Source organism: Pseudomonas sp. P7759, from assembly GCF_013386445.1.
Classification (GTDB): Bacteria; Pseudomonadota; Gammaproteobacteria; order Pseudomonadales; family Pseudomonadaceae; genus Aquipseudomonas; species Aquipseudomonas azotoformans_A.
This window is the reverse complement of the sequence record NZ_JACART010000003.1, coordinates 326,076-343,578: the sequence shown is the minus strand read 5'-3', so window position 1 is coordinate 343,578 and position 17,503 is coordinate 326,076. Positions and strand designations below refer to the sequence as shown.

General features: G+C 59.8%; 11 protein-coding genes. 2 read left to right on the top strand and 9 right to left on the bottom strand.

The window, feature by feature from the left end; all coding sequences use genetic code 11:
* Nucleotides 1–35: 35 nt before the first annotated feature.
* Together aruF and HX823_RS02345 are read right to left on the bottom strand one after the other, a co-directional pair.
* Entirely contained in the window at nucleotides 36–1,055 is a 1,020-nt protein-coding gene (gene aruF / locus HX823_RS02350; RefSeq protein WP_177074037.1) for an arginine/ornithine succinyltransferase subunit alpha, read from the bottom strand.
* Nucleotides 1,056–1,254: 199 nt separating this feature from the next.
* Nucleotides 1,255–2,475: an aspartate aminotransferase family protein gene (locus HX823_RS02345; protein ID WP_177074036.1), complete on the bottom strand. Its 1,221-nt coding sequence runs from the start codon at nucleotides 2,473–2,475 to the stop codon at nucleotides 1,255–1,257.
* Between the two features lie 245 nt (nucleotides 2,476–2,720).
* Between HX823_RS02345 and HX823_RS02340 the strand changes: the two genes are divergently transcribed.
* Entirely contained in the window at nucleotides 2,721–8,600 is a 5,880-nt protein-coding gene (locus tag HX823_RS02340) for a dermonecrotic toxin domain-containing protein (RefSeq protein ID WP_177074035.1), read from the top strand.
* 3 nt (nucleotides 8,601–8,603) lie between these two features.
* On the opposite strand, the gene argR is transcribed toward HX823_RS02340, so the two are convergent.
* From argR to acs, 7 genes are all read right to left on the bottom strand, one after another.
* Nucleotides 8,604–9,584 (bottom strand): transcriptional regulator ArgR, encoded by a 981-nt coding sequence (gene argR, locus HX823_RS02335; protein WP_038848984.1) that lies wholly within the window; start codon nucleotides 9,582–9,584, stop codon nucleotides 8,604–8,606.
* Nucleotides 9,585–9,830: 246 nt separating this feature from the next.
* Nucleotides 9,831–10,595, bottom strand: a complete 765-nt coding sequence (locus HX823_RS02330) for an ABC transporter ATP-binding protein (RefSeq protein WP_005790637.1) — start codon at nucleotides 10,593–10,595, stop codon at nucleotides 9,831–9,833.
* Nucleotides 10,596–10,622: 27 nt separating this feature from the next.
* Nucleotides 10,623–11,735 (bottom strand): succinylglutamate desuccinylase/aspartoacylase family protein, encoded by a 1,113-nt coding sequence (locus tag HX823_RS02325; protein WP_177074034.1) that lies wholly within the window; start codon nucleotides 11,733–11,735, stop codon nucleotides 10,623–10,625.
* A gap of 1 nt (nucleotide 11,736) precedes the next feature.
* The gene (locus tag HX823_RS02320; protein ID WP_038848988.1) at nucleotides 11,737–12,435 is read right to left on the bottom strand and encodes an ABC transporter permease; all 699 of its coding nucleotides are present in this window, start codon (nucleotides 12,433–12,435) and stop codon (nucleotides 11,737–11,739) included.
* Nucleotides 12,432–13,121, bottom strand: a complete 690-nt coding sequence (locus tag HX823_RS02315) for an ABC transporter permease (RefSeq protein ID WP_010208305.1) — start codon at nucleotides 13,119–13,121, stop codon at nucleotides 12,432–12,434. The genes HX823_RS02320 and HX823_RS02315 overlap by 4 nt, the downstream gene beginning before the upstream one ends.
* Nucleotides 13,122–13,212: 91 nt before the next feature.
* Nucleotides 13,213–13,998 carry an ABC transporter substrate-binding protein gene (locus HX823_RS02310; RefSeq protein WP_033901307.1) on the bottom strand — a complete coding sequence of 262 codons (786 nt, stop codon included), beginning with the start codon at nucleotides 13,996–13,998 and terminating at the stop codon, nucleotides 13,213–13,215.
* Nucleotides 13,999–14,695: 697 nt separating this feature from the next.
* Entirely contained in the window at nucleotides 14,696–16,651 is a 1,956-nt protein-coding gene (acs, locus tag HX823_RS02305; RefSeq protein ID WP_033902234.1) for an acetate--CoA ligase, read from the bottom strand.
* Nucleotides 16,652–17,064: 413 nt separating this feature from the next.
* On the opposite strand from acs, the gene HX823_RS02300 reads away from it, so the two are divergent.
* On the top strand, nucleotides 17,065–17,334 hold the full coding sequence (locus HX823_RS02300) for a DUF2790 domain-containing protein (protein WP_038850351.1): 270 nt from the start codon (nucleotides 17,065–17,067) through the stop codon (nucleotides 17,332–17,334).
* The last annotated feature ends 169 nt before the right edge of the window (nucleotides 17,335–17,503 follow it).

Sequence of the window (17,503 nt, the reverse complement as noted above, 5' to 3'; positions counted from 1 at the left end):
GGCCGCTGTTGTCAGCCACCCGCGAAACTCTCTTTTTAAACCGCTACCAGGCGCACACTCGCGCCTTCGCCAACACCCAGGGCTTCGGCCGCAACCAAGTCCAACGTCACCGGTTTACCCGGCGCGTAGTCCAGCTCCAGCATCACCGCGCGGTAATCCTGCAACTGCGCGTTGCTCACCAGGTACTGGCGACCGACACCCTTGACCATCTCACCGATCTTCACCGGTACCACGCGGCTCTGGGCAATCGAACGAATGCCCGACACCCGTGCATGCAGCGTCGGGCCGCCGTCGAAGATGTCGATGTAATGGTCGGTCTCGAAGCCTTCGCGCATGAGAATGTCGAAGGTGATCTGCGCACGCGGGTGCACCTGGCCCATGGCTTCCTGGGCTTCGTCCGGCAGCAGCGGTACGTAGATCGGGTAGTGCGGCATCAGCTCGGCGAGGAAGGTACGGCTTTTCAGCCCACACAGGCGCTCGGCGGCGGCATAGTTGAGGTCGAAGAAGTTGCGACCGATGGCGTCCCAGAACGGTGAGTCACCGTTCTCGTCGCTGTAGCCGACGATCTCGGTCACCACCGAGTCGGCAAAGCGCTCGGGGTGGCTGGCGACAAACAGCAGGCGGCCACGGGAATTGAGTTCCGACCACGGCGAACCGACCAGCTCAGGCACCACGTAGAAACTGGTGAGCAGGCTGTTGCCGGTAAGGTCGTGGCACTGGGAAAGCACGTGGATCTTGTTGTGGATCTTCAGCTCGCGGGAGGCGTGCACGAAGGTCTCGTTACGGAAACTGTAGAAGGGTTCCGAGTAGCCGGCCGAGGCGACGATGGCCGAGCAACCGGCGAGCTTGCCGGTCTCGGTGTCTTCGAGCACGAAGAAATAACTCTCTTCGCCGTTGAAACTGACCTCGGCCGCGAAGGACGCTTCGCTGGCGGCGATCTTGTCGCTGAGGCGTTCCACATCATCCGGCAAGGAGGTGACACCAATCGGGCTGTCCGCAGCCAGACGCTGTACCTCGCCCAGATCAGCCATTTGCGCGGGGCGCATCACCAGCATGGTGTCACTCCTTAACTCGAAAAACTCATAGAGGGAAAAATGCCGGACAGTGCCTGATTCAACTCAGGCCCAAATATGGGAGCGGGCTTGCTCGCGAATGCAATCTGTCAGTCAATACACCTGGCGACTGAACTACCGCTTTCGCGAGCAAGCCCGCTCCCACATTTGGAAACGGTCCGGCAAGCAAAATGTGTTGCTATCAGGCTTGGGTCAGCGCCTTCACAGCACGCTCAAAACGGTCCAGGCCTTCCTTGATATCCGCCTCTTCCACCACCAAACTCGGCGCAAAACGCACCACGTCCGGGCCGGCTTGCAGGATCATCAGGTTTTCTTTCTCGGCCGCGTTGAACACGTCCTTGGCCTTGCCCTTGAACGCATCGCTCAGTACGCAACCGAGCAACAGGCCCATGCCGCGCACTTCGGTGAAGATGCCGTACTGCTTGCCGATCTGCTCCAGGCGCGCCTTGAACAGGTCGTGCCTGGCATTCACGCCAGCCAGCACTTCTGGGGTGTTGATCACGTCGATTACCGCTTCGGCCACCGCACACGCCAGCGGGTTGCCGCCGTAGGTGGTGCCGTGGGTGCCGACGACCAGGTGCTTGGCCAGCGCTTCCGTGGTGAGCATGGCTGCAATCGGGAAACCGCCGCCCAGGCTCTTGGCGCTGGTGAGGATGTCCGGGGTCACGCCGTAATGCTGGTAAGCGAACAGGTGGCCGCTGCGACCCATGCCGGTCTGCACTTCGTCGAACACCAGCAACGCGTTGTTCGCGTCGCACAGGTCGCGGGCGCCTTGCAGGTAAGCCAGCTCGGCCGGCAGTACGCCGCCTTCGCCTTGGATCGGCTCCAGTACAACGGCGCAGATCTTGTCCGACACAGCGGCTTTCAGCGCAGCCAGGTCGTTATAAGGAACGTGCGTGATACCGGTGATTTTAGGACCGAAACCATCGGAGTACTTGGACTGGCCACCGACGTTGACGGTGAACAGGGTACGGCCGTGGAAGCTGTTCAGCGCCGCGATGATCTCGTACTTCTCAGTACCGAAACGGTCGAACGCGACGCGACGGGCCAGCTTGAACGCGGCCTCGTTGGCCTCAGCGCCGGAGTTGCAGAAGAACACGCGCTCGGCAAAGGTGGCGTCGATCAGCTTGTGGGCCAGGCGCAGCGCCGGCTCATTGGTGAAAACGTTGGAGACGTGCCACAGCTTGTTGGCCTGTTCGGTCAGTGCACCGACCAGCGCCGGGTGGGCGTGGCCCAACACGTTGACCGCGATGCCGCCGGCAAAGTCGATCAGCTCGCGACCCGCCTGGTCCCACACGCGCGAACCTTCGCCACGTACAGGAATGAATGCGGCCGGTGCGTAGTTAGGCACCATGACCTGGTCGAAATCGGCACGTTGCACCGGGGCTTGCTCAACGGACATCGGAGTCTCCTGAAGAGGAACGCCTGCCTGGAACTGGCGGGCGATGCAGGGATTGTAAGGACAGTTTTCAGCGCGGCCTTGCCGCCAAGCGACAACTTCTTATAGCGCCAACCCGCGATTTTGGCGGGTTTACGCCAATGCGACAAATAGCGTCGCAATGGCGCAGTTTAAACTAACTATCTAGAGCAGGCGGCGTGAAACACGCTGGTCTACTGATGGGCTTTACTGACTATCAGAGTTTGAGCATGAGTACGCCCCCAGCAACGCAAACGACCGAACAGCCCGACAGCCACTATCAGCTTCTGAAAGAGGCCTTCCCCGCCTGGTTGGGCGCCGCGTCGAGTACCAAGCAACAGGCTCTCTCCCGGGCCAAACCGCGACCGCACCCGGCAAACGCAGAGCTAAAGCGCCTGAATACCGCACATTGGCGCGCGCAAAATACCGTAGATGATGCGCTCAAAAACGTACAAGACCCGCGAGCGTATGCCCGCACAATGCTTGAGCAGGCGCTGCGCACCCGCTATGACCTGAACCTCAATAGCGAAACGGTGTACGTGCGCCTCTATATTCCCCAAGACGTACCCTGGTTTTCGATCCCCACCGGCGCCGCGCGGACCTGGACCGTGTCATTGCTGGACGCGGCCCTGCACAACTTTGAACACGACGAAACCGTCAAAGGCGCCTTTGAGGCCGACTCGACCTTCATTACCCAGCCCAACGCCAGCGGGCAGTTTGAGACACTGCCCGACGTCCGCAAAAAACTAGGTGTGACCGCCTTCACCGGCCTGTGTCGCGAACTGGATATCGGCGCGCACTACCAAACCTACCTGCGCACACAGCTGGGCCTGGACGAACCGGTAAGTGCTGCCGCGATGCGCATCAAGGTTGACGCCAGCCAAAAAGCCGCCCTGCGCGCAGCCCTGCAACTGGCACGGCTGCGCGGCGATATCCAGGAAGACTTCGCGCAACAGGTCGAAAAGCTGCTGCAAGGCGACAGCGATCTGGTGCTCGACAAACGGGCCCTAAATTGCCACGACCTGCAGATGATGGGCGCTCCACTCACGGGCATCCTACTGCTCTCCCCCAACCTGGAAACCACCCGTTCAGTATCACGCTTGGTCGCCTACGTACCGGACGACCCACAGCACCCGCTCAAGGAATACGTTTCTCCGCTGGCGTTCAAGCAGGAACTCACCCGCCAATTGCGCGACACCGATTACCAGACGTTTTTCAGCCGCTTCGTTGCCCATGAATACCGTGGGACATTTTTTGCCGACCTGAGCCAACGCCTGGCGCGAATCAAATGGCATCCACCCCAGCGTGGCAGCAGTTTGCCGTCATGGCGTAAAGAGCCCACCGACGATCCCAAGCTGCAGTTTGTCGCCACGCCGATCCAGGGCGATGCGTGGCTGCACCTGTATCAACAAAAACTCAACCAGATCCTCAACGATGCGCGCACCCAGGCAGTCTCCACGGCCACGGTTGACCGTAACGCGCGCTGGGCGTTGTGGGATTCAATTGTAAATGTGGCTTCGACGATCCTTAACGCCGCACTCCTGATCGTCGCGCCGTTTGTTCCAGGGCTGGGGGAGTTGATGCTGGGCTATATGGCCTGGCAAATACTCGACGATGAATTCGAAGGCATCATTGACTGGGCTGAAGGCTTGCCCCAAGAAGCGTTCGGCCACCTGATGAACGTGCTGCAAACGTGGGTGCAAGTCGGAACGTTCGCGGCGGGCAGTGTTATCGGCATCGCGCAGTTACGCAAAGTGTTGCCCGCGCCAGTCGTGGAGTTCTTCGACCGTTTCAAACCGGTCACCCTCGCCAATGGCAGCCAACGCTACTGGAAACCCGACCTCACGCCCTATCAACAGAACCTCGCGCTGCCGCCGCGCCTGGGCGTCAACTCCTTGGGCCTGCACAGCGTGCGCGGCGAGTCGCTGCTGCCATTGGAAGGCAAGCTGTACGCCGTACAGAAACTGGCGGATGACGAAGGCTATGAGATCAAGCACCCGACGCGTCCCGACGCCTATGCCCCGCGCCTGAAACATAACGGCGCCGGTGCGTGGCACAGTGAGCTGGACACACCGCTGCAGTGGGACCGGCCGACCTTGCTCCGTCGCCTGGGCCACGGCGTCAGTGAGCTGAGCGAAGCCGACCGGCACCTGGCGCTGGACATCAGCGGCATCCACGAAAATAACCTGCGCAAGATGCATGTACGCGGCGCGCCCGTGCCACCGCCATTGGACGATACGCTCGAACGACTGCGCATCGACCGCAGCCTGCAAACCTTGATCGACCGGCTCGACAGCGACGACCCGGCACAGCACGCACAGGTCGACCCGCAAGACATGCTCCAGTTACTCACCACCTACGGCGACTGGCCCAAGACCCGCGCCCTGCGCATGCTGGACGCCGAAGGCAACTCGACCTGGGAATTTGGTGACAGCCACCTGCCTGTGGTGCAGATTCCCGAAGCGCAACTGGCCAATGGCGAACTGCTCAAGACCGTCCTGCAAGCCCTGAGCCCAGAGGAAATCCGTGCGCAGTTCGGCGAACGTGCCGCCGACCCGGAACTGAGCCTGGACAACCGCGTGAAGCAACTGCGCAAAAAACTGGCGCGGCTTGCCGAGAACAATCGCGTGGCCTTATTTGACTCACGCTACGCCCAACGGCATATGGCCGAAAACACCCACGCCCAGCACCTGATGGACGCCGCTCCCGGCTTGCCCGCACCGCTCGCCCAACAACTGCTCGCCGAGGCCAACGGCCGCGAATGGCAGGCACTGGACGCTCGGCGCACGCCCCCACGGCTGGCGGAAATGGCCCGCAACGCGCTGGCCGAACAGCGGCTGAATCGCGCCTATGAAGGGCAGTATTTGCATGTCGGCGGCACTATCGACAGTGATCGCCTGGCACTGAACACGCTAAAACTGCTACCGGGCTGGTCGGATCACATCCGGCTGGAGGCCAGGCACCTCACGCCCGCCGGCGAACGCTGGCTGCAGGTCGGCCCCGATGACGCGCCAGTGCCGCGCACACTGGTGCGCACCGCCACAGGCCGCTATGTGCCGCATGATGAGAAAGGTCCGCTGTTCGGTGAAACCGACCTCTACACCGCCATCCTCAACGCACTGCCGGACGCACAGCGAGACGCCTTGGGCATCCACATCAACCAGGGCGAGGTGCTCAAAGAGCGGCTGCGCCAACGCCCGCTGGCACGTGATGAGTTGCGCCAGGTGCTGGGCATCAATGTACCGCGCGAACCCAACCTGGAGACCCAGCGCCTGCTCGGAATGGACGCGGGATACCCAACGCTCCCCTCACAACCTGCACCGCAACTTACCTTGGAGGGACGTTTAAAAAACCTCTATCCACAGCTGCGTGCGGAGCAGATCCAGAGCCTGCTAAACCACCTGCACACCTTGCCAGACGGTGCAGCCAATGAAATTGAACTAATCGCTCAGGAGTATGCGCGAATGACCCGGGACCTGAGAACCTGGGAACAGCTGGTTCCCAGCAATCACCCGCGTACTGGCAACCCTCTGTCGGCCATGCAGCAACGCATCGAGCGTAGCAACCGCCGCCGCATTGCATCGAGAATCAGACGCTGTTGGCGGCGCGAAACCCCGATTGTTCATCCCGCAAACAACGCGGCCAACGACGGGTTCAGCCTGCAGCTGGATTTACCCACGTTCGGTCCGCTGCCGGTAATGACAGCGAACTTCGACCACGTATCAATGCTGAACCTGTCCGGAAGCACCGACACCACGGGCGTAAACGCGTTTTTGGTGCGCTTCCCCCACCTGCAGCAACTGCGTATAGACGGTTTTGAGTTAGGCGCACCACCGCCACAGATCTACGACATGCCACGCCTGACCACGCTGGACTTGAGCAGTTGCAACATTGTGCTCACCCCCACGAGCCAGGCGCAGATAGCGTCCATGAGCCGCTTGCACACCCTGGTGTTGTTCGACAACCCGTTGGGGCGGGTGCCGAGCGTAGAAGCCATGCCTGCACTGGTCAGCCTCGACTTCTCGCTGACAGGCATCACGCAGGTACCCGACGGTTTGGCCAGCCGTCCCCACTTGCGCAACGCCCTGTTCAACGGCAATCAATTGCATGAGCTGCCTGCTGCGCTCTTCGAGCGCCCACCCAAACACTCGGAAGAATTTGACTTCAGCGACAACCCGCTGTCGGGCGAAACGATGAAGCGGGTCAAGGCCTTTTTTCAACACTACGACACCTACTGGGAAGTCGACGCGCCGCCAGCCGATACACGTGATGCCCATGCGCTCTATCCGAGCTTCGACCAAGACCGACTCAATCGTTTTATCTACGGGTTACCCGGCTCGCTGGAAGCCGGCCGGATCGAGCTGGCCCAATTGGCTGGCGAACTGCAAGCCCTGCAACAGCAACTCGCCCATTGGAAAAACGCACCCGACCTTTCCCTGCAAGAGCTCGCCCGCAGAACCGCCCTGCGCAGCTTGCTGGAGGGTAGTTGGCGACGTAAACCCGCACTTGCGGGAGACCCTGAGCATGCGTTGATGATCCCCCACACACTGTCCGGGGAGCTGCCATCGATAACCGCTCACTTCCGCCACATCAAGGTAATTGGGCTGGTGGGCACAAATAAGGCAATCAACTTGTCCGGGTTTATCGGCAATTTCCCTGAACTGCGCGTCCTCAATATGGAAAAACTCATACTGGGGGATATACCGCAGGCAATACTCGACCAGTCCAAACTATGGATGCTGGCATTAAGAGATTGTTCGATCACCCTCTCCAGCACTTCCCGCGCCGCGCTGGAGCGCATGCCCGCCCTGCAGCACCTGAACCTGAACGCAAACCCGGTGGGAGAACTACCGGACTTCACCCGGATGCCGGGCTTGAGCGCGATACACTTGCAAAACACCGGGCTGGATGCGGTGCCGTCGAGCCTGCTGAGCAGCCCGCCACGCCAGTTCATCAACTTGAGCGCCAACGCGATCGAGCAGTTGCCTGCTGAACTCTTCACACTGCCGGAGGAGATCACCCAGGCCTTTGACTTGTCAGGTAACCCGCTGTCGCCGCAGGCCCTGGATCAAATCAAGCTTTACTGTCAGCGCACTCAGGAACACTTCAGGGTTCAGGCGTCCACCGCACAGCGAGCACGGGCCCGTCGTCTGTACCCAACGCTAAGTGATACCGCAGCGGACAACTTGGTGTTTACGCTGCCCGGTGCAATGAGTGATGTCGACGCAGAACTCACCCGCCTCGAAACGGACTATGAGCAGCTGACTGCAGACCTGCAGGAATGGACAATTGATGTTCCCACGCAACACCCGAACCTGGGGGTCCCGCTGGACGTCGCCAGCCGCGCCGAAGAACAACTCAACCGCCTCACCTTCAAACGCCAGTTGGAAGAAGCCTGGCGCCGGGAAAGCGAGCTGGACGACGAAAGCCTGGATGACATCAGTACATACAAACTGGAAATCGAAACACCCATAATGGGTGCCCTGCCTGAACTGCGCACACGCCTTGAGCATGTCACCTGCATTAAATTTACCGGTGAGACAACCGCCGTTCAGGTCAATGACTTCCTGCGCAGCTTCCCTAACCTGCAAACGCTGAACTTGAGCCGGTGCACGCTAGGCGGCTTACCCAGCGTACTCCTCGAGCTGCCAAAGCTGACTACACTCGAAATGCCCAGGTGCGCAATTACGCTAACCGAGACCACCGCACGCTCCGTGAGCGACCTGCGAACCCTGGAACTCCTGAACCTGTGTGACAACCCCTTGGGGCGCGCGCCGGACGTCAGCAACTTGCAGCAGCTTACCGCCCTGCACTTGCGCAACACGCGGATAACCGAGCTCCCCTCTGGAGTATTCCAACTAGCCGACTTGGTATACCTGGACCTGAGCCAGAACCAAATCCGCGAGATCACACCTGACTTACTGGCTATGGTGCAAACCCTGCATGAGGACTGTGACCTGAGCGACAACCCCTGGTCGGCGCAAAGCATTGAACACCTGCGCGAGTACTACCGAAGGACTGGCATTGACTTCGAGGTCGTCGAAGCAACCACGGATACCCAGGGCAACCCCGTGCAACAGCCGCTGGAGGAACCCATGGACGAGGAGTAACGGCTAGCCCCGCTCGGCCGGCACCGACGACAGCTCGAACGGGCTGCTGCTACGTCGCTGGTTGCGGTCTTCACGGGGGGTGGCGCCGAAGAAATTGCGGTAGGCACTGGAGAAATGCGGCCCCGAGGAGAAGCCGCACGACAGGCCGATCTGGATGATCGACTTGCTGGTTTGCATGAGCATCTGGCGCGCCTTGTTCAGGCGCAGTTCCAGGTAGTACTGGCTGGGGACGCGGTTGAGGTATTGCTTGAAGATGCGTTCCAGTTGTCGTCGCGACACACAGACGTGCTGGGCGATTTCGTCAGTGGTCAACGGTTCTTCGATATTCGCTTCCATCAGCAACACAGCCTGGGTCAGCTTGGGGTGGCTGGAGCCCAGGCGGTTTTGCAACGGAATGCGCTGGCGCTCGCCGCCTTCGCGGATGCGCTCCACCACCAGTTCTTCGGACACCGCACCGGCCAGTTCGGCGCCATGATCACGGGCCAATACTGCCAGCAACAGGTCGAGCACCGACATGCCACCGCAGGCGGTGAGGCGATCGCGGTCCCAGTCGAACAGATGGCTGGTGGCGATGACCTTGGGGAAACGCTCGGCGAAATCGTCCTGCCAGCGCCAGTGCACGGCGGCGCGGTAGCCGTCGAGCAGGCCGAGTTGGGCCAGTGGGTACACACCGGCCGACAAGCCGCCGATCACGCATCCCGCCCGAACAAGCTGTTTGAGGGCGGTGCTCAGTTGGGAAGCAATGACCGTAGGCGGCTCATCGGCCAACAGGAACAGCTTCTGGAACCCTTCCAGCTTGCCGGCCCATGGCTCTCCCGGCAATTGCCAGGCGCCTTCGGTCGCAGGTTCGGCCTGCAGGAACGACAGCTCGTAGACCACGTCCGGATGCACCCGCTGGGCAACGCGCAAGGCCTCCTCAGCCAGCGCAAGCGTGAGTGCTTTTGTGCTGGGCCAAATCAGGAAACCAATGCGATGGGCGGTCATGGAGGGCTATCCGAAGCGAGTAACAGTAATGAAGACAGGGGCTAATGCTAGCCGGTAAACCAACACAAATCTTAAAAACGATGAAGAACCAATGTGGGAGCGGGCTTGCTCGCGAAAGCGGTGTTTCAGTTGATACATGTATATCTGATGTACCGCTTTCGCGAGCAAGCCCGCTCCCACAGGGGATTTGAGCTAACCTCAAGATTTCCGATAATGCACTAATTCAGTGCACAAAAGCAGCCTTGATTATTTCAAGCTACCGGACAAGAACTGCTGCAAACGCTCGGACTGCGGGTTCACCAGCACCTCACGCGGGTTGCCCCGCTCTTCGACGATACCTTTGTGCAAGAACACCAGCTGGTTCGACACTTCACGGGCAAAACCCATTTCGTGGGTCACCACCACCATGGTGCGGCCTTCCTGGGCCAGGTCCTGCATCACCTTGAGTACTTCACCGACCAGTTCCGGGTCGAGGGCCGAGGTGGGTTCGTCGAACAGCATCACCTCCGGTTCCATCGCCAGGGCGCGAGCGATAGCCACCCGCTGCTGCTCGCCGCCAGACATGTGGCCAGGGAACGCATCCTTACGATGGCCCACGCCGACCTTGGCCAGGTAATGCTCGGCCTTTTCACGGGCTTCTTTCTTCGACATGCCCAGCACGTGCACCGGGGCTTCCATCACGTTTTCAAGCGCGGTCATGTGCGACCACAGGTTGAAGTGCTGGAACACCATGGACAGGCGCGAACGCATGCGCTGCAGTTGTTTAGGGTCGGCAGCCTTCATGGCGCCGTCCTTGTTGGCGACCAGCTTCAGCTCTTCGTTGTTGAGCAGGATCTTGCCGGCGTGAGGCTGCTCCAGCAGGTTGATGCAGCGCAAAAAAGTACTTTTGCCCGAACCACTGGAACCGATGATGCTGATCACATCACCGGCTGCGGCGGCCAGGGACACGCCTTTGAGCACTTCATGACTGCCATAGCGTTTATGCAGGTCTTGGACTTCAAGTTTGTACATGCGGTCGGTTCTCACAAAAACAGGTGGTCAGTCGTTGAGCAAGCGCCCGTGACGCAGCGCTTCGCGCCCCGCCACCTTGGCCAGCCAGAAACCCGCTTGGGCATAACGTAGCCGTTCAACGGCAAACAACACCCCCGAAGTACCTGCGCAAATAGTACTCACGCGGTCTTCCAGGGGGTCAATCACTTCAAAAATCGGCTCGCCTTTTTCGATCCACTCACCGGCTTTACGCAGGTAGCTGATCACCCCGGCGTGGGGCGCGAACAACAATTCGGTGCCCTCGAAAGGCACGCCTTCGCAAGGTTCGAATTGCGGAGCAGGCCATTCGCCCTTGATCAGGCCCTGCTCAGCAAGGAACGCGAGAATACCTTCGGCGTGGAAAATCGCCTCGTCACGCCCGGTATCGGCCTGGCCGCCCAGCTCAAGCGTAGTCGCCAGGCAGGCCAACGGGATTTGCGCCTCAGGAAACATCTGGGACAGACGCAGCCATGGCAGCGAACAGGCCTCATCGAACGAACTGCCACCGGAGTCTTCCGCCAGCAGGCCGACCTTCACATTCAAATGCGCCGACAACGAACGCCACTGCGGCCAATGCTGAGGCAGTGCATACATGTGCAGGGCGGCTTCGGCGTCGCAGTGCAGGTCGAGCACCACATCGGCGGTGCAGGCATGGCTCAGCAATATACGCTGCATGCCTTGCAGCTGGCTGCTTGGCTCGGGCAACGCATTGAGCGCGTCAGCCATTGCTTGACGGATCATGCGCACATTGGCGTGAGGATCATCGCCCAGCTTGCCGTTGAGCAACTCGGCAACCGGCTCGCTCAACTCCACGAAGTCGCGATTGAAATTCTTGCCGCTGCCCACCTCGAAACGTCCCTGGTGACTGCCTTGCAGCAGTTGGCCCAAGCCCATCGGGTTGGCCACCGGCACCAGCTCGATCACACCGTTGAGCGCGCCTTGCTGTTCCAGTTCGGTGAGGCGCTTTTTCAGCTCCCACGCGGCGCGCATGCCGGGCAATTCATCAGCGTGCAGGCTGGCCTGGATATAGGCCTTGCGCTCGCCCTGGCCGAAACGGAATACGCTCAGTTGGCGCTCGCAGCCCAGGTGCCCCCAAGGCAACCGATGATCGATACGTTCCATATCAGTGCTTCCGTGGAGCCAGGTAGCTCAGCCAGCGGCGCTCGGCCAACTTGAACAGGCGCACCAGGATGAAGGTCAGGCACAGGTAGAACACGCCGGCGGTGATGTAGGCTTCGAACGGCAGGTAGAACTGGGCGTTCACCGTACGTGCGGCACCGGTGATGTCAATCAGGGTGACGATGGACGCAAGACTGGTGGTCTGCAGCATCATGATCACTTCGTTGCTGTACTGCGGCAGCGCCCGGCGCAAGGCCGATGGCAGCAGGATGCGGCGATACAGCTTGTAGCGCGACATGCCCATGGCCTTGGCCGCTTCGATCTCGCCATTGGGCGTGGCCTTGAGGCTACCGGCAATGATCTCGGCGGTGTAGGCGCTGGTGTTGATTGCAAACGCCAGGCACGCACAGAACGTGGCGCTGGACAGCAGTGGCCACATAAAACTTTCGCGCACGGCTTCGAACTGGGCCAAACCGTAGTAGATCAAAAACAGCTGCACCAGCATCGGCGTGCCACGGATCACGTAGGTGTAGAGCCAGGCCGCGCCATTGACGATCGGCTGCTTGGACACGCGCATCAAGCCCAAAGGCAAGGCGGCAAGCAGGCCGAAGAACAGCGAGATGGCGAGCAGTTTCAGGGTGGTCAGCAGGCCGCCAAGGTACAGCGGCATGGCCTCCCAGATGACGTTGTAGTCGAAGATCATAGATCAGCCGCCCTTACGCCTACCGAGTAGCGCTTCTCAAGATGACGCAGGGCCAGCAACGACACGCTGGTGATCACCAGGTACATCGCCGCCACTGCGAGGAAGAAGGTAAAAGGCTCGCGGGTGGCGTCTGCCGCCTGCTTGGCCTTGAACATCATGTCTTGCAGGCCCACCACCGAAATCAGTGCAGTCGCCTTGGTGAGGACCAGCCAGTTGTTGGTGAAGCCGGGGATCGCCAGTCGGATCATCTGCGGCACCATCACCCGGAAAAACACCTGGAAACTGCTCATGCCATACGCAAGGCCGGCTTCGGCCTGGCCCTTGGGAATGGCCATGAAGGCGCCGCGGAAGGTTTCCGACAGGTAGGCGCCAAAGATGAAACCCAGGGTGCCGATACCGGCGGCCAAGGGGTTCAAGTCGATATAGTCGTCGTAGCCCAGCATCGGCGCGACGCGGTTGAGCAGGTCCTGACCGCCGTAGAAAATCAGCAGGATCAGCACCAGGTCGGGGATCCCGCGGATCACCGTGGAGTACAAGTCACCCAGCCAGGCCAACCAGCGCACCGGCGACAGGCGTAACGCGACCCCGATCAGACCCAGAACGATGGCCAAGGCCATGGACGACAAGGCGAGCTGAAGCGTCAACCATGCGCCATCGAGGATGACGGCCCCGTAGCCTTTCAACATGATTCAGGTCCTCGAAAAGGGGGATGAAAAAATGGCGCAAACCTCAGGAATTCTGTTGCTTGCGCCATTTCGGACAGACCGCTGCGACGATTTACTTGGCGTCAGCGCCGTAGATATCGAAGTCGAAGTACTTGTCCTGGATTTTCTTGTACTCACCGTTGGCACGGATCGCGGCAATGGCTGCGTTGATGCGGTCGAGGTTTTCCTTGTCGCCTTTGCGTACGGCGATGCCGATGCCGTCACCGAAGTACTTGGCGTCGGTGAACTGTGGGCCCACGAACGCGTAGCCTTTACCGGCTGGGGTCTTCAGGAAGCCGTCTTGCAGCAGGGTGGCGTCGGCCACGGTGCCGTCGAGGCGACCGGCTTCCACGTCCAGGTAGATTTCGTTCTGCGAGCTGTAAGGCACAACCGTGGCGCCTTTAGGGGCCAGGACTTCCTTGGCGAAACGATCGTGGATCGAACCGCGTTGCACACCGATCTTCTTGCCCTTCAATTCATCCAGGCTGTCGCTGACGGTGGTGCCTTCCTTCATCACCAGCTGCGCTGGGCTCAGGTAGTAGCGGTTGGTGAAGTCCACGGACTTCTTGCGGTCTTCGGTGATGGACATGGACGACAGGATGGCGTCGATCTTGCGCACTTTCAGCGCAGGGATCAGGCCGTCGAATTCTTGCTCGACCCAAGTGCACTTCACGTCCATCTGCTTGCACAGGGCGTTGCCGATGTCGTAGTCAAAACCGACGATGCTGCCATCGGGGGCTTTGGAGGCAAACGGAGGGTAAGCCGCTTCGATACCAATTTTCAGGGGCTTGCCTTCAGCGAAAGCCTGCATGGACAGCACGGACAGCGCCAGGGCGCCCAACAGCACGAGTTTCTTCATCTTGGGACTCCATCGGTATAGGGCAAAACAGCAGTATGAGCCATGGCCCACGATGCGACTTAAGGGAAACCGAATTGCGGTGCTGCGTCCTACACCAGCTACACACTGGAGACGACGAGCGAGTGATCGGCATTCTAACGACAGGCCGGAAGCCGATATTTCCTCAATGCGACAACAATTTACAGAAGCACCGAGAAAGCGGTTCCAGCTCATTGACAGCCCCTGTTTTTTATGCAGAGACAAAAGACATTAAACCTGTAGACGCTGCAAATTGCGGGCCTATTATTCGCAAACCCTTCTAGCACGGCAAGTCTGGCGTTTAATCTTATTTACCGGGGTGTCTAAAACGCGGTTTTTCGGGGCATGGGCGTAGCACTTTGCCTCATGTTTGGGCGGCGGGTTACACATTTGCGTTCGACGGTAACATTAAGGAACCTCCTACGAGAGAAACCGATATTTATTGGCTTGGTGGTTATGTGCGTCTGTCGGACCACCACCAATACTCGCCATGAAATGCACTCAAAATGTGGGAGCGGGCTTGCTCGCGAATGCGTTGGGTCAGCTACCTATGAGCCAACTGATCCACCGCATTCGCGAGCAAGCCCGCTCCCACAGGTGATCTCCGCTGCTTGCAATGCCTCCATAAAAAAGCCCCACGCGGTCCACACCGAATGGGGCTTTATCTGACTATCGCGCCTTACGCGACGTTCATGGTCTTGTGCGTCTCAATCAAATGCGCGACCACGCCTGGGTCCGCCAGTGTGGAGATATCCCCCAGCCCGTCGTACTCGGCCGTGGCAATCTTGCGCAGGATACGGCGCATGATTTTCCCCGAGCGCGTCTTCGGCAAGCCCGGTGCCCACTGGATCACATCCGGCGAAGCGATCGGCCCGATTTCCTTGCGCACCCAGTTTTTCAGCTCCAGGCGCAGGGCTTCGTTGGGCTCTTCGCCGTTCTTGAGGGTGACATACACATAGATGCCCTGGCCCTTGATGTCGTGCGGCACACCGACGACGGCAGCCTCGGCGACTTTCGGGTGGGCAACCATGGCGCTTTCGATCTCGGCGGTGCCCATGCGGTGGCCGGATACGTTCAACACGTCATCCACGCGGCCGGTGATCCAGTAGTAACCGTCTTCGTCACGACGCGCACCGTCACCGGTGAAGTACATGCCACGGAAGGTCTTGAAGTAGGTGTCGACGAAGCGGTCATGGTCGCCGTACAACGTACGTGCCTGGCCTGGCCACGAATCGAGGATCACCAGGTTGCCTTCGGCAGCGCCTTCGATCAGGTTGCCCAGGTTATCCACCAGCGCCGGCACCACGCCGAAGAATGGCCGTGCCGCCGAACCCGGCTTGAGCGCATGGGCGCCCGGCAGCGGGCTCATCATGTTGCCGCCGGTTTCGGTCTGCCACCAGGTGTCGACAATCGGGCAACGGGATTGGCCGACGTTCTTGTAGTACCAGTCCCACGCCTCAGGGTTGATCGGCTCACCCACCGAACCGAGCAGGCGCAGGCTGCTGCCGTCTGCGCCTTCGCACGCCGCAGTGCCGGACGCCATCATGGCGCGGATGGCAGTCGGTGCCGTGTAGAGGATATTGACCTTGTGCTTGTCGACGATCTTCGCCACCCGCGTGATATCCGGGTAGTTCGGCACGCCTTCGAACAGCAGCGTGGTCGCGCCATTGGCCAGCGGGCCGTAGACAATATACGTATGGCCAGTGACCCAGCCGACGTCGGCGGTGCACCAGTAGATTTCGCCTGGGCGGTAGTCGAACACGCGCTCATGGGTCAGGGACGCATACAGCAGGTAGCCGCCGGTAGTGTGCTGTACGCCCTTGGGCTTGCCGGTGGAACCCGAGGTGTAGAGGATGAACAGCGCTTCTTCGGCGCCCATCTCTTTTGGCGCACACACAGTGCCCGCCACTTTCATCAGGTCTTCGTACCAGATGTCGCGATGCTGGTTCCACTTGATGTTGCCATTGGTGCGCTTGCAGACGATGACCTTCTGGATGCTGCTGGTTTCCGGGTTGGTCAGGGCGTCGTCGACGTTGGCCTTCAGCGGAATCTTCTTACCGGCGCGGATGCCTTCGTCGGCGGTGATCACCACCTTCGACTTACAGTCGATGATGCGACCGGCCAGGGCTTCCGGCGAGAAACCGCCAAACACCACGGAATGGATCGCGCCGATGCGGGTACACGCCAGCATGGCGACCACGGCTTCGGGGATCATCGGCATATAGATAGTCACCACGTCGCCGCGATGCACATCCTGGCCGCGCAGGGCGTTGGCGAACTTGCAGACTTCTTCATGCAGCTCACGGTAGGTGATGGTGCGGCTCTCGGCAGGGTCGTCGCCCTCCCAGATGATGGCCGCCTGGTCACCGCGCTCGGCGAGGTGACGGTCCAGGCAGTTGTAGGAAACGTTCAGGGTGCCATCGGCGAACCACTTGATGTCGACATGGTGATCGTCGAACGAGGTCTGCTTCACCGTGGTGAAAGGCTTGATCCAGTCAAGGCGCTTGGCTTGCTCGCGCCAGAAGCCATCGGGATTGACCACCGACTGCTGGTACATGGCCTTGTAGGTCGCCTCGTCGGTCAGCGTGTTGGCTGCTACTTCGGGGCGAACGGGGTACAGGGAAGCCGCACTCATCTTTCTTACCTCGGTGACATAGTTGTTTTTGTATGGCCCTGTTGTAGCCGGGGCCGACCTATAGAACCATTCGACGATGGTAGTAACAAGCCCCTACAAATTGCCCTGGTATCCCCTTGTGCACCTCTAGCCCGCGGGCTGCGGCGCTTGGCCGCTTTGTGAAAAAAGCTTTACCACGGGATTGTTACAAAAACCGCCAATAGTGTTTATCAAAAGTACGGGTATATGAATATAACCCGCAGGCCTAAAATCACTTCCGTCAACATGACACTGTGGTTAAACACAGCAGTGATTAACAACGCAACAGCCCCCACGAAGGCAACGTTAATCCGAACCTCCCAACTTTCAAGTTACACACGCGGCCTCACAAGGGCCCCGTGACCCCACTCGCCCTGAATAAGGTAAATAGAGAAATGAAAGCTTTAGTAGTTATGGCCCTCAGCAGCTTGTGCGCCACCGCCGCCCTGGCCGACGAAGCCCCGACTGACGTAGCTGGCCGCAACACCCCGATCGTCGAGGACTACACTTACAGCACCCACTTGGATGTTGCCAAAGTATTGTCCATGAGCACTATTCCGGAAGTCTGCGAAGTTGTACCGGTGAAGATGGAATATGAAGACTCACAAGGTCAGCGCCATATTCTTAATTACCACGTGATGGGCAATGGTTGCTCTAACGGGTAATAACCTGATGCGTTCGATCTGAACCTGCCCTTATTCGCCGCAAGAAATCGTTCTTGCGGCAAAGAACCCGCCCCCTCCTTACCTCGTTGTGCCCCCTCGAAAAAAATCCCGCCGCTCGTCCCTTCGGCCAACCCCAGCAAACCCGCGTCCTGGCTTGAAAAGCAGGCTT

What these genes read in the sequence shown, in the direction of transcription:
- aruF (WP_177074037.1), bottom strand. Translation starts at nt 1,055, where the DNA reads ATGCTGGTGATGCGCCCCGCGCAAATGGCTGATCTGGGCGAGGTACAG.
- HX823_RS02345 (WP_177074036.1), bottom strand. Translation starts at nt 2,475, where the DNA reads ATGTCCGTTGAGCAAGCCCCGGTGCAACGTGCCGATTTCGACCAGGTC.
- HX823_RS02340 (WP_177074035.1), top strand. Translation starts at nt 2,721, where the DNA reads ATGAGTACGCCCCCAGCAACGCAAACGACCGAACAGCCCGACAGCCAC.
- argR (WP_038848984.1), bottom strand. Translation starts at nt 9,584, where the DNA reads ATGACCGCCCATCGCATTGGTTTCCTGATTTGGCCCAGCACAAAAGCA.
- HX823_RS02330 (WP_005790637.1), bottom strand. Translation starts at nt 10,595, where the DNA reads ATGTACAAACTTGAAGTCCAAGACCTGCATAAACGCTATGGCAGTCAT.
- HX823_RS02325 (WP_177074034.1), bottom strand. Translation starts at nt 11,735, where the DNA reads ATGGAACGTATCGATCATCGGTTGCCTTGGGGGCACCTGGGCTGCGAG.
- HX823_RS02320 (WP_038848988.1), bottom strand. Translation starts at nt 12,435, where the DNA reads ATGATCTTCGACTACAACGTCATCTGGGAGGCCATGCCGCTGTACCTT.
- HX823_RS02315 (WP_010208305.1), bottom strand. Translation starts at nt 13,121, where the DNA reads ATGTTGAAAGGCTACGGGGCCGTCATCCTCGATGGCGCATGGTTGACG.
- HX823_RS02310 (WP_033901307.1), bottom strand. Translation starts at nt 13,998, where the DNA reads ATGAAGAAACTCGTGCTGTTGGGCGCCCTGGCGCTGTCCGTGCTGTCC.
- acs (WP_033902234.1), bottom strand. Translation starts at nt 16,651, where the DNA reads ATGAGTGCGGCTTCCCTGTACCCCGTTCGCCCCGAAGTAGCAGCCAAC.
- HX823_RS02300 (WP_038850351.1), top strand. Translation starts at nt 17,065, where the DNA reads ATGAAAGCTTTAGTAGTTATGGCCCTCAGCAGCTTGTGCGCCACCGCC.